The sequence below is a fragment of the Aquirufa sp. A-Brett2-15D genome (assembly GCF_054558735.1).
Genome location: NZ_JBSKFT010000001.1, coordinates 624,790 through 637,667 on the forward strand (window position 1 = coordinate 624,790; position 12,878 = coordinate 637,667).

General features: G+C 39.9%; 10 protein-coding genes. 8 read left to right on the top strand and 2 right to left on the bottom strand.

The window, feature by feature from the left end:
- Positions 1 to 8 precede the first annotated feature (8 nt).
- Positions 9 to 1,361, top strand: a complete 1,353-nt coding sequence (locus ACST14_RS02875) for a tetratricopeptide repeat protein (RefSeq protein WP_459460366.1) — start codon at positions 9 to 11, stop codon at positions 1,359 to 1,361.
- 32 nt (positions 1,362 to 1,393) lie between these two features.
- Here the strand turns inward: ACST14_RS02875 and ACST14_RS02880 are convergent, their stop codons facing one another.
- A complete protein-coding gene (locus ACST14_RS02880; RefSeq protein WP_459460368.1) occupies positions 1,394 to 2,167 on the bottom strand; it encodes an AMP nucleosidase in 774 nt (257 codons plus the stop codon).
- A 67-nt stretch (positions 2,168 to 2,234) separates the two neighbouring features.
- Between ACST14_RS02880 and ACST14_RS02885 the strand changes: the two genes are divergently transcribed.
- Genes ACST14_RS02885 through ACST14_RS02900 form a run of 4 tightly spaced genes read left to right on the top strand, consistent with a single transcriptional unit; the run spans position 2,235 to position 6,558 of the window.
- Positions 2,235 to 2,678 (top strand): type I restriction enzyme HsdR N-terminal domain-containing protein, encoded by a 444-nt coding sequence (locus ACST14_RS02885; RefSeq protein ID WP_459460370.1) that lies wholly within the window; start codon positions 2,235 to 2,237, stop codon positions 2,676 to 2,678.
- The gene (gene pafA, locus ACST14_RS02890; protein WP_459460372.1) at positions 2,675 to 4,270 is read left to right on the top strand and encodes an alkaline phosphatase PafA; all 1,596 of its coding nucleotides are present in this window, start codon (positions 2,675 to 2,677) and stop codon (positions 4,268 to 4,270) included. The genes ACST14_RS02885 and pafA overlap by 4 nt, the downstream gene beginning before the upstream one ends.
- Positions 4,271 to 4,274: 4 nt before the next feature.
- A complete protein-coding gene (locus tag ACST14_RS02895) occupies positions 4,275 to 5,585 on the top strand; it encodes a UDP-glucose dehydrogenase family protein (protein WP_459460374.1) in 1,311 nt (436 codons plus the stop codon).
- A 1-nt stretch (position 5,586) separates the two neighbouring features.
- Positions 5,587 to 6,558, top strand: a complete 972-nt coding sequence (locus ACST14_RS02900) for a UDP-glucuronic acid decarboxylase family protein (protein ID WP_459460376.1) — start codon at positions 5,587 to 5,589, stop codon at positions 6,556 to 6,558.
- A 213-nt stretch (positions 6,559 to 6,771) separates the two neighbouring features.
- Here ACST14_RS02900 and ACST14_RS02905 read toward each other — a convergent pair whose 3' ends face one another.
- Complete coding sequence (locus ACST14_RS02905) at positions 6,772 to 10,134, bottom strand: TonB-dependent receptor (protein ID WP_459460378.1); 3,363 nt, start codon at positions 10,132 to 10,134, stop codon at positions 6,772 to 6,774.
- A gap of 245 nt (positions 10,135 to 10,379) precedes the next feature.
- Here ACST14_RS02905 and selD point away from each other — a divergent pair, with 245 nt between their 5' ends.
- The 3 genes from selD to ACST14_RS02920 are packed head-to-tail and all read left to right on the top strand — an operon-like array spanning position 10,380 to position 12,874.
- Entirely contained in the window at positions 10,380 to 11,417 is a 1,038-nt protein-coding gene (gene selD, locus ACST14_RS02910) for a selenide, water dikinase SelD (protein ID WP_459460380.1), read from the top strand.
- On the top strand, positions 11,418 to 12,179 hold the full coding sequence (locus ACST14_RS02915; RefSeq protein ID WP_459460382.1) for an alpha/beta fold hydrolase: 762 nt from the start codon (positions 11,418 to 11,420) through the stop codon (positions 12,177 to 12,179).
- Positions 12,176 to 12,874, top strand: coding sequence for an SAM-dependent methyltransferase (locus ACST14_RS02920; protein ID WP_459460384.1), 699 nt, complete (start codon positions 12,176 to 12,178; stop codon positions 12,872 to 12,874). The genes ACST14_RS02915 and ACST14_RS02920 overlap by 4 nt, the downstream gene beginning before the upstream one ends.
- Positions 12,875 to 12,878 lie beyond the last annotated feature (4 nt).

Genomic DNA, 12,878 nt, shown 5'->3' on the forward strand with positions numbered 1-12,878 from the left:
ACAGCGCAATGAAATTCAATATAGGCTTTTTGGCCTTCGCCTTAACAGTAAGTAGCTTATCCTTATCAGCACAAACAGCTGAGATCAATCACTTAGAGATTGGTTTAAATCAAAATAAATCTGGCAACTATGCGGATGCCTTACGCAATTTCAGTTTAGAAATTGAAAAGACGGCAGCCAATCCGAATCCAATTGCCTATTATAACCGGGGATTTGCTAAATACAATTTAAAGGATTTTCAAGGAGCGATTTTAGACTTTAACAAAGCCATCGAGTTGAAACCCATTTACTTCGAAGCTTTTATTGCACGCGGTCAAAGCTATAGTAAACAAGATAAGCATCCCCTAGCCATTCAAGATTATAATGAAGCTATTCGATTAAATCCTTTAGAGGGAACGGCCTATTTTAGTCGTGGTATTTCCAAAAACAAAGTTGAAAACTACCGAGCGGCGATCACCGACTTCAATAAATCATTAGAATTAGTTCCCGATTATGCACCTACATTAGCTGCAAGAGCCGATAGCAAAACGAAATTAGGCGATTTTGCAGGAAGCATCGAGGATTATAATAAGGCAATTGAAATTAGTCCTAAGCGGACAAATTATTTATCTGGCCGTGGTTACGCAAAAATTAAAACCGCTGATTTCAAAGGAGCCTTAGTGGATTTCACTGAGGTGCTGAAATTAAGCCCAGAGAAAGCCGATGATTGGTACTATGCTGGTTTGTGTAAAGCACAATTAGAGAATTACCGAGGAGAAAATGGCGAAAAAGGCGCTTTAGAAGACTTCAACAAGGCTTTAGAATTAGATCCCGAAAAAATCGAAGCTTTATATGGTCGAGGTTTTGTTAAAGCTAAGCTGGGAGACCAAAGAGCTGCGATGGAAGATTTTACTCGAGCTATTGATTTTGGCAATAATGAAAATGCTAAAATTCTTTATACGGCGAAACTAGGTAAAATTCAATTAGACGAATTACGTAATGGTTTAGTGGATCGCACAAAAATGACTGATATGAGTCTGGAAAGAGCTGAAGTCTTTTTTCACCGTGGATTAGCTAAATCAAAATCAGGGGATCCTAAAAATGCAATGGATGATTATAACAGAGCCATTTCACTTCAACCAACTTATGCTGAGGCCTATTTCCTAAGAGGAGTAGCGAAGTCTACTCTGGGAGATCAGCGAAATGCCATTCAAGATTGTAGCAATGCCATCGTTTTAAATCCTAAATATGCCGAAGCCTATTTTATTCGTGGAATAATTAAGCTTGCCCTAAATGACTCCTCTGGCTGTTTAGACTTAAGTAAATCCGGAGAACTCGGATATGCTGGAGCCTATAATGTGATTAGAGATTTTTGTAATTAAAAAAAGGCCTTCGATTAAGAAGGCCTTTTTTCTTAGTCAAAACGTAAGTGTTTAACCGATTCACCTGAATTCGCTAATTCTTCCAAGGCGTCGATGCCAATTTGTAAATGCTTATTTACAAAATTAGCTGTGACATTCTTATCACTTGCATCCGTTTTAACCCCATCTGGAGTCATTGGATTATCAGAAACTAATAATAAAGCCCCATGAGGTATTTTATTTTTAAATCCGACCGTAAATATCGTAGCGGTTTCCATATCAATTCCCATTGCCCTAATATCCGACAAATAGGTCTTAAATACTTCATCATGCTCCCAAACACGGCGATTAGTGGTATAAACTAAACCTGTCCAATAATCTAATTCGTGTTTCTTAATCATCGAGGAAACGGCACGCTGCAAGCGGAAAGAGGGTAAAGCTGGTACTTCTTTAGGCATGTATTCATCCGACGTTCCTTCGCCACGTACCGCGGCAATAGGTAAAATCAAATCCCCTAGCGCTAAATTCTTCTTCAAACCACCGCATTTCCCTAAAAAAAGAACGGCTTTAGGACTAATGGCAGATAAAATATCCATCACCGTAGCCGCCATGGGGGAACCCATCCCAAAATTAATGATTGTTATATTATGCGCTGTTGCAGTCTGCATAGGACGATCCTGGCCCATTATTTCAACGCCAAATTTCTCAGCAAACATATCCACGTAATTCTTGAAATTAGTCAATAAAATATATTGACCAAATGCGTCTGAATTCGTCCCCGTATACCGGGGCAACCAATTCTGAACAATTTCCTCTTTCGTTTTCATATTTATACGCTTCTATGTGATGAATTAATTAAGCAAAAAGATTAATTTAGAGCTTATATTGATAAAGATGACAACATCTCCGGAGCTAAACCTAGTTTTTCCTGCCTATTCTCACAAAGTAAAGAAAAATGAAGGAAAACTATATATTTTCGAAGAGATCTCTACTAAATATCGATTACTTACACCCGAAGAATGGGTCAGACAACATTGCATTAATTATTTAGTAAAACACTTAAACTACCCAGCCTCCTTATTTCAAATTGAAAGAGGAATGAAGGTAGACAAATTGAACAGACGAACAGATATCCGTATTTACAACACACAGGGAGATGTTTTTATGTTAATTGAATGCAAAGCTCCGCAGGTGGAATTGAACTTAGAAACACTACAACAAATTAGTCAATACCAAAAAACCCAGCAAGCGAATTATTTAGTTATTACCAATGGACTTCATTCTCACATTTTCAACAAATCATCCGAAATCCTAAGCGATTTCCCCTCCTATTCATGAAAAAGATTTCCTTACTCTTACTCTCCCTATTTTCTATTACGGCTACAGCACAAAAGAAACCTGCTTTAGTCGTAGGCATTGTAGTAGACCAAATGCGCTATGAATATTTGAACAAATTCTACGATCGGTATTCCAATAATGGATTTAAACGCCTCATGAATGAAGGCTTAAATTGCACGGATAATCATTATAATTACGCACCTACGGTAACGGCAGCAGGACATGCTAGCGTGTACACAGGAACTGTTCCAGCGGTTCATGGCATTGTAGGTAACGAATGGATTGAAGTAGCTAACGGAAAAAAAATGTATTGCACAGATGATTCGACCGTTCAAACGGTAGGAAGCAAAAGCAAAGCGGGTATGATGTCCCCTAAAAATCTTTGGACATCTACGATTACAGATCAATTAAAAATGGCGCAAAATTACAAATCGAAAACAATTGCGATAGCGCTAAAAGACAGAGGATCTATTTTACCGGGAGGACATACAGCAAACGGTTCTTATTGGTATGACTCTGCTGATGGTTATTGGATAAGCTCGACCTTTTACATGAAAGAACTGCCGGCTTGGGTTCAAAAATTCAACTTAGAGGGGCGCCCTCAAAAGCTCGTTAGCCAAGGATGGAACACCCTGTATCCTATTTCTACTTATACGAGATCAGCAGAAGATGACAGCCCGTATGAAAGCAAATTACCAGGTGAAAAAACGCCGACCTTCCCTCACGAACTTAAAGGAGGAAATGCATTAGAGGTTATTCGCACAACTCCTTATGGTAATACGTTAACGAAAGATTTTGCTCTGAAAGCAATAGAAGAGGAGAAACTAGGCAAAAATGGCACGACCGATTTTTTAGCCATTAGCTTTTCATCACCTGACTATGTGGGACACTCTTTTGGACCCCAATCTATAGAATTAGAAGATACTTATTTGCGTTTAGATCAAGATATCGCTGAAATTTTAAGCTTTTTAGATGCAAAACTAGGAAAGAATCAATACTTAGTGTTTTTAACGGCTGATCATGCGGTGGCAGAAATTCCGGCTTACATTCAAAGCAAGCGTATGCCGGGTGGCGTATTTGATAATGGAAAAGCTTTAAGTGATGCAAAAAAGGCTTTGAAGCAGGAATTTGGAGATGTGGATATTATCACGGGAACGGATAATTACCAAATATACCTGAATCAGGCTAACCTAGCTAGATTGCAGATTTCGAAGGAGGCTGTAGGAAAGGTTTTGGAAAAATCATTTAAAAATCAACCTGGTTTTGCTGAATTAGTGAACATGAGAGAAGCTGCTTCCAGCCCCATACCATCACTTTATCGCGAAATGATAACGAATGGCTACAATCAACACAGAAGTGGTGACTTTATGTATTTATTAAAGCCTCAATGGTTCTCATCTAACTACAAAACAGGAACAACACATAGTGCTCTTTATGCCTACGATAGCCACGTTCCGTTATTATTTTTTGGATGGAATGTAAAACCAGGCACTATCAATCAAAGAACACATATTAGTGATATTTCAAGCACCTTAGCTAATTGGTTAAAAATAAATGAACCCTCAGGAAGTATTGGTAAAGTAATTCAATAAGAATATGAAAATAGCTGTTGTAGGAACCGGATATGTGGGTTTAGTGACTGGAACTTGTTTCGCTGAAACAGGAAACCATGTTACCTGCGTAGATATCAATGAAGAAAAAGTAAAGCAAATGCAGGCCGGAATTATTCCTATCTATGAGCCTGGTTTAGAAGATTTGTTCAAAAGAAATACAGAAGAAGGTCGCTTGGATTTTACCACTTCGTTAAAAGAGGGTATTGCAGGCGCAAAAGTCATTTTCCTAGCTCTTCCTACCCCTCCGGGTGCGGATGGTTCTGCCGACTTAAAATACATTTTGCAGGTGGCGGATGATTTAGGCCCACTCCTATCGGATTATGCGGTCATCATTGATAAAAGTACCGTTCCTGTAGGCACATCAGAAAAAGTACACGCAGCTATTGCTAAGCGGGCTAAAGTCGATTTCGATGTCGTTTCCAATCCAGAATTCTTACGCGAAGGAGTTGCTGTAGAAGATTTCATGAAGCCTGACCGAGTGGTTATAGGTACGCAATCAGAAAGAGCGAAAGACTTAATGTCACGCCTATATGCACCTTTAGTTCGCCAAGGTAATCCGATCATCTTTATGGATGAACGTTCGGCTGAGCTAACTAAATATGCCGCTAATGCCTTTTTAGCGACTAAAATCACTTTCATGAATGAGATCGCTAATCTTTGTGAACTTGTAGGCGCGAATGTAGATGAGGTACGTAAAGGTATTGGTACTGATTCGCGCATCGGAAAACGCTTCCTATTTGCAGGAATCGGATATGGCGGAAGTTGTTTCCCAAAAGATGTGCAAGCTTTAGCTAAAACTTCCACTGAGAACGATTATGAGTTTAAAATTTTGGACTCCGTCATGAAAGTGAACGAGAACCAAAAAACGAAGTTAATCCCTCAGATTCAAAAACACTTTACAGGTGATCTACAAGGTAAAAAAATCGCCATGTGGGGTCTTGCCTTTAAACCCTACACCGATGATATTAGAGAGGCGCCGTCCTTGTACAATATCGACGCCTTATTAGAGCTGGGGGCTTCCGTTAGTGCTTACGATCCGGAAGCGATGGGTCATGTCAAAAATATCTTAGGGGATAAAATCACCTTCACAAAGAATCCATACGAGGCCTTAGAAGGCGCAGATGCCCTTTTGATCGTCACCGAATGGCCACAATTCCGAACACCAGATTTCGATCGGATGGATAGTTTATTGAAAAATAAAGTCATTTTTGACGGAAGAAACTTATACGAATTAAACCAAATGGCAGAATTAGGCTACACCTATTATTCCATAGGCCGTCAAACGATAAAATAATATGAAAAGAGTTTTAATCACCGGCGGAGCTGGATTTCTAGGATCTCATTTATGTGATCGGTTTATCAAAGAAGGATACCACGTGATCGCGATGGACAATTTGATCACAGGCGATTTAAAGAACATCGAACACTTGTTCAAATTAGAACACTTCGAATTTTACCATAACGATGTATCTAAATTCATCCACGTACCGGGTGAACTGGATTACATCCTACATTTCGCATCACCAGCTTCTCCTATCGATTATTTAAAGATTCCGATCCAAACCTTAAAAGTAGGATCTCTTGGAATACATAATTGCCTAGGTTTAGCGCGCGTAAAAAATGCGCGTGTACTGATCGCTTCTACTTCAGAAGTATACGGAGATCCTAACGTGCATCCGCAACCTGAGGAATACTGGGGAAATGTGAATCCAGTGGGACCTCGTGGAGTTTATGATGAGGCCAAACGTTTTCAAGAAGCCATGACCATGGCCTACCACACTTACCACGGCTTAGAAACACGCATCGTCCGCATCTTCAATACCTACGGACCTCGTATGAGACTAAATGACGGACGCGTATTGCCTGCCTTCATAGGACAAGCGCTGCGTGGAGAGGATTTAACGATGTTTGGTGATGGTTCTCAGACGCGTTCGTTCTGTTATGTAGATGATCTAGTAGAGGGCATTTATCGTCTCTTATTGAGCGATTATGCACAGCCAGTAAATATTGGAAATCCGGATGAGATTACGATCAAAGAATTTGGCGAGGAGATCATCAAATTAACAGGGACTTCACAGAAGCTTATTTCTCTTCCTTTGCCTACAGATGACCCCAAACAACGCAAACCTGACATTACTAAGGCTCGCAGCATACTAGGCTGGGAACCCAAGGTAAACCGCGCGGATGGTTTAAAGATTACCTACGAGTACTTCAAGTCGTTGAGTAAGGATGATTTGTTTAGAATGGCGCATCACAAAACATTTTAGACGCTTCGCGTCTAAAATGTTTTGTCAATGAGTCGCCGCAGGCGGCGATGCCGCCCTCGGCTTAGTCAAAGAGTCCGGAGGAAAAGAGTCCGGAGGAAAATATTTCCTATACAACACAAAAGGCGCCTGCGGCGCCTTTTGTGTTAACCAAATCTCTACTCTCTACTCTATTATCTCTACTCTAAAAAAAAGGGGACCGAAGTCCCCATTTTTTTAGTTAAAGATATAACGTACACCAAACTGTGCTTGCCATCTAGATCCTAAACCAAAGCTACGTTGGAATGAATCTGTCAAAGGCACAGATGAGGTAGGGTTACCTTGGTAGCGGTGAGGGAATTCAAACGAAGGCTTACCAGTCGTTGCATCATTACCCGTGTAAGATAATAAACCAGCACGAAGCGATGATTGACCTAATCCCCACTGTGGAGAAACATAGTTACCTAAGTTAAATACATCTAAAGTAAATTGTAAGGTATTTTTCTTACCACCTACGTTGATGTAGAAATCTTGGATTACTTTGAAATCGAAGTTAGCTGACCAAGGTAATTCAGCTCCATTACGCTCTGCATATTGACCACGACGGGAATTTAAATAAGCATCTTGAGAGATGTACTTATCTAAATCTGCCCATTGCTGTGCAGCTGTATAAGTAAATTTCTCAGAAACGTTATAAGAGATGACTTTATCCTTTAACAAGATATCACCTTCTCCATATGGAATGTACATCAAGTCATTAGAAATTTGGCCATCACCATTCATATCACCTGAATAGGTATAAGAGAAACGACCTGCTGGTGCTACTGAATAGGTAAATCCAAATGTAGTAGCCGCTTTCTCATTCAAGTAATTCAACTTGTAAGAACCGTAAGCATTGAAACGGTGTGCTTGCATATAAGAAGAATAAGACGCTACATTCTCATTAGGATCACCGGATACAACACGGTCTCTCCATTGTGATTGAGCGATAGAACCACCGTCATTCACTGAACGAGAATCAGAGTTAGTATATGATAAGGAAGCAAATAAACCATTATCAAATGCTTTCGAAACTGTTGCCGTTAAAGCATAAGAATAACCTAATTGCGTATTCTTTATTACAATCGCATCAGAAATGTTTGGATTTAAACCCGTATTTCCTGTTGTAGGAGCGTTTAAACCTCTAGTTCCACCATAGATTTGGTTATTTTTAGTCGAGCTAGGTAAACCATTAGTACCTAAGGTATAATAGATTACACGGCTATCAGAACCTACTGCCTTCACTTTCGAATCTGGTAAGTTGACGTTTTCTAAGTAAACCGCGTTAATATCTTTTGTATAGATACCTTCTAGAGATACTAACCAACCATCACCTAAGCTCTTATCTACTGCTAAGTTCGCACGGAATACTTGAGAGAACTTAAAGTTAGGATCTGTTATCGCTAAGTTATAAGACGTAGGGATAATAGAAGTTGCAACAGCTGGACGATAAGCATCTACGTTTGCATTGAATGGACGATTAGTAGGAGCAGTTAAACGCTCAGAGCCAAATAATACACCATTATTCGATAATTGATTCGATAACCAAACGTAAGGAACGCGACCTGAGAATACACCTAAACCACCTCGAACTTGAGTCGTCTTATCATCTTTCACATCCCAGTTAAATCCGAAACGTGGAGACCATAAAGTGGTGAAGTCAGGAAATTGATTTGTTCTCAATACCGTGTTGTTACGGAATGTTAAGCTAGGAACGTATGCATTATTATATTTCGCATCCTCAGCTACTGGGAAACCAGTACCATCCGCACGAAGACCAAATGTTAACTTTAATCCCTTCGCTGCAGTAAACTCATCTTGCGCATATAAAGAGGCGGTGTAACCCTTCATTTCAGAGAAAGGGAAAGTCGAGTAGTTCGACCAAGATTGTTGGTATTGTATGGCGTTGGAAACACCATTCGTAGCAGAATTAATAAAATCATCAATTGATTTAAATTGGTAGCCACCATAGTAATTAGGTGCAAAACCATTTCTAAATGCATTCGTTTCATATGCTGCACCTAATGTAAATACATGCTTACCTGCATAGATAGTCAAGTTATCAGATGCTTGGAAGATATCTGAATCTAAGATATTGTTTGCAGAGAATGGCTCGAAACCAAAAGCTGTAAGGGAGTTATTATTATTGTTACCAATATCAACCGTAGGGAATGGCGTATTATTTACAGGTGATTGACGGAAGTCACGCATCTGCGTATAACCTACTGTTAAGTTATTCGCTACTGTAGAAGAGAGCGTAGAGTTCAATTCAGCAATATACGAATCCAAGTTGTTGTTGATACGGTATAAAGAACCTTGGAAAGGTAATACCGTAGCCGATGGGTTACGACCACCCGTTAATGATCCAGATGATGATGGAGGAACATCTGAATAAGAACGTAAGTAGTTATACTTCAAGTTAAACTTATGCTTATCAGAAATATTCCAGTCAAAACGAATGTTTGCCTTTTGTGAATAACTCTCTCTATCCCAGCCTTCATATGCACCTGGATCGTAGTTATACTTCGATTTTAAGAAATCTTTGATTTGATCTAATTGAGCTGCAGTTGCAACAGATTGGTTACCTGCTGTAGAACCCGGACGAGCTGCTACGAAGTTAGAACCTGGTTGAGTTTGTAATTCTTGCTCGAAAGACGCGAAAACAAATAATTTGTTTTTAATGATTGCTCCACCGATACGACCACCAAATTGTCCTCTTTGGAATTTACCATATTGATTCACCACATCACCGATCTTGTTACCTACTTGGTTTTGATCTGTACCAAAATAATAAGCTGAACCAGTCCACTCATTCGTACCTGATTTAGTTACTACGTTAATGTTAGCACCCGTTGCCATACCTTGACGAACGTCATAAGGAGCAATTAATACTTGGAACTGATCGATCGCATCCACTGAGATAGGAGACGCACCTGCTTGACCACCAATCGTAGGTGATAAAGCGAAGGCATTATTAAAGAACGCACCATCAACGGTAACGTTGTTATATAAAGCATTACGACCTGCAAAGTTCAAACCATTTGCACGTGGATCTAAACGAGCAAAATCACCTAGTGAACGATTCAACGTAGGTAAAGTAGTGATTGAGCTATTAGAAACCGTAGTAGCAGCACCTGTACGACCTGAGTTAATCACAGATGAACGAGATGCAACAACCTTAACTTCTTCTAATTGAGCTTGATTTAATGCTAATTTGAAATTCTGGCTAAGTTCTTGAGCTAAAGTCAAAGAAATACCTGATTGAACAGATTCTTTGTAACCTACGAATGAAACAGTCACTTTATATGGACCACCTACACGCATGTTAACAATGTTGTAACGGCCATCCCCACGAGTGGAAGCACCGTAACGAGAACCCGTAGGTTCGTGGATTGCGATTACCGTAGCACCTGGTAATCCTTCACCTTTTTCATCCACAACTGTACCCGACAAAGCGGATGTTGTAGACCCCTGAGCAAAGGCTTGCCCAATAGGTAGCGCCATAATAAGAGCAAAAAACGCTCCTAATAACACTGATTTAGTAATAAACCTTCTTTGCATAAAATTGAAATTTAGTTATAAAGTTAATTAAGTAATGCAACAGCAAAATAAAGGAGAAAAATCAAATACTCCAAAAACTATTTTTCATAAAATAAGGGTAACACATTGATATTTAGGACTAAAATGGAAAAAACATGCAATATCCCAACAGAAGCAGCCTCTTATAGTCCTATTAACCGCATTTATTTAACATAAACTTAATTTTTAATTATTTAAAGAATAATTTTACAGTATAAAAATGTAAGATGTCAGGAAATATCAAATTAACTTCTTTTAGCCACGGCGCGGGTTGCGGATGTAAAATATCGCCACAGATTTTAGATAAAATACTAAAATCAGACAAACCGAAGGCTAATCACCCCCTTTTATTAGTCGGAAATGAAAGTCGGGATGATGCAGCTGTTTTTGACTGGCAAAATGGGGAGGCGGTTATTTCGACGACGGATTTTTTCATGCCGATTGTGGATGATCCTTTTGATTTTGGAAAGATAGCGGCTACTAATGCCATTTCTGATATATATGCGATGGGTGGAACTCCATTAATGGCCATTGCCATTTTAGGCTGGCCAATTGACAAATTAGCTCCTGAAATCGCAGCGCAAGTCCTTGAAGGCGGTAGGGCCGCCTGTGCAGAAGCGGGAATTCCTTTAGCTGGAGGTCACTCGATCGATTCTCCGGAACCGATTTTTGGGCTGGCTGTAACGGGTAAAGTGCGCAAAGAACATTTAAAGCAAAATGATACGGCCACGAAAGACTGTATTTTGTATTTAACGAAGCCCTTGGGTGTGGGTATTTTATCTACTGGCCAAAAACGAGGAATCGTTAGCCCTGGCGACTTAGGTCGAGCGGTGAAGCAGATGAGCACCTTGAATTCTTTTGGAGAAAAGCTGGGGCCCTTAAGCTATGTGAAATCTTTAACAGATGTGACAGGCTTTGGTTTATTTGGTCACTTAGTAGAAATGGCAGATGGATCAGGTTTAAGTGCTAAAATTGCCTTTGAAAATCTTCCCCTGCTCCCAAACATAGATCATTATTTAGACCTCAACTGCTTCCCTGGTGGAACTGCACGTAATTTAGCCAGCTACGGCGATCGCCTAAGTGAGGAGTTCTCTGAACGCCAACGCTATATCGGAGCAGATCCACAGACCTCTGGAGGATTATTGATTGCGGTAGAAGCAGAACATACGGCCGAATTTGAAGCCTTTGCGCTGGAGAACGGTTTCGAATTAAGTCCGATTGGAGAATTAACAGAGGCTAAAGAAAAAGCTATATACCTTTCCTAAATGAAATTATTTTATCGCGCACTTGGAGAAACAGGAACACCAGTCATCATTCTACACGGAATTTTTGGCTCATCTGATAATTGGCTAGGTTTTGGAAAAGCTATTTCAGATGATCACCGGGTTTTTCTTTTGGACCAAAGAAACCATGGTCAATCTCCCTGGGACGATGAATTAAATTACCAAGTGATGGCTGATGATCTTTTGGAATTCATTCAGGAACATCAATTAGAAAAGCCTATCCTCATCGGACATAGCATGGGAGGTAAAGTAGTGATGCAATTCGATTTACAAAATCCAGGTATCGCCAGCAAAATTATCATCGTGGACATAGCACCTAAATTCTATCCGGTTCACCATACGCACATTTTAGAAGGATTAAATAGTTTAGATTTAATTACACTGGAAAGTCGTCAAGCGGCAAATGAGCATCTGAAACGATTCGAGGAGAAAGAAGGCGTTCGTCAATTTTTGCTTAAAAATCTCTACAGAAATGCAGAGCAACAATTCGCTTGGCGCATCAACCTACAGGTGATTACTAAAAATATTGATGTAGTGGGCCACGAATTATGGGTCAAAAAAGCCTCAGAAACAGAAGCACTCTTCATAAAAGGAGCCGATTCCCATTACATTCAGCCGGAAGACGAGCGATACATTGCAGAAATTTTCCCTAATTTTGAACTAGTAGAAATTCCGGGGGCTGGCCATTGGGTACAAGCGGAACAACCTGAGCTATTTTTGCAGGCGCTACAATCGTATTTATGAAAATTTACCTCATCCCCTGCCCAATTGCTGAAAATACATCCTCTAATGTACTAAGTCCTCAAATCTTAGCAGCCATTCTGCAGACAAAGCATTTTTTAGTCGAAAATGTGCGGACAGCCAGGCGATTTATCAGTGAATTAAAACTAGGTATTTCAATAGACGAATTGATTTTTGAGATTTTAGATAAAGATACTCAGCCGGGTATAGTCACCGACTTTTACAAAAAGCATGCTGCAGTCGAATATATCGGTATTATTTCGGAAGCCGGTTGTCCTGGGGTAGCAGATCCAGGCGCTTTGGCAGTATCCATCGCACAACAACAGGGTTACGAAGTCATTCCTTTAGTAGGCCCCTCCTCTATCTTATTAGGTTTAATGGGATCTGGTTTTTCAGGCCAAAATTTCGCCTTCATCGGCTACTTACCCATCGATAAAGCGGAAAGAATTCGAAAAATAGAACAACTAGATCGAGAAGTGTCAAAAGGGGGGCAAACGCAGATTTTCATCGAAACACCATATAGAAACAATGCGCTCTTAGAAGACTTAATCGCACAATGCGCGCCAGATTCCTTCATTTGCATAGCTTGTGATGTGACCGCTCCTTCTGGATTTGTCCAAACAAAGAAAGCACAGGACTGGGCTAAAGCACAACCAGATTTACACAAAAAACCTTGTATATTCCTTTTAGGAAAATAAATTC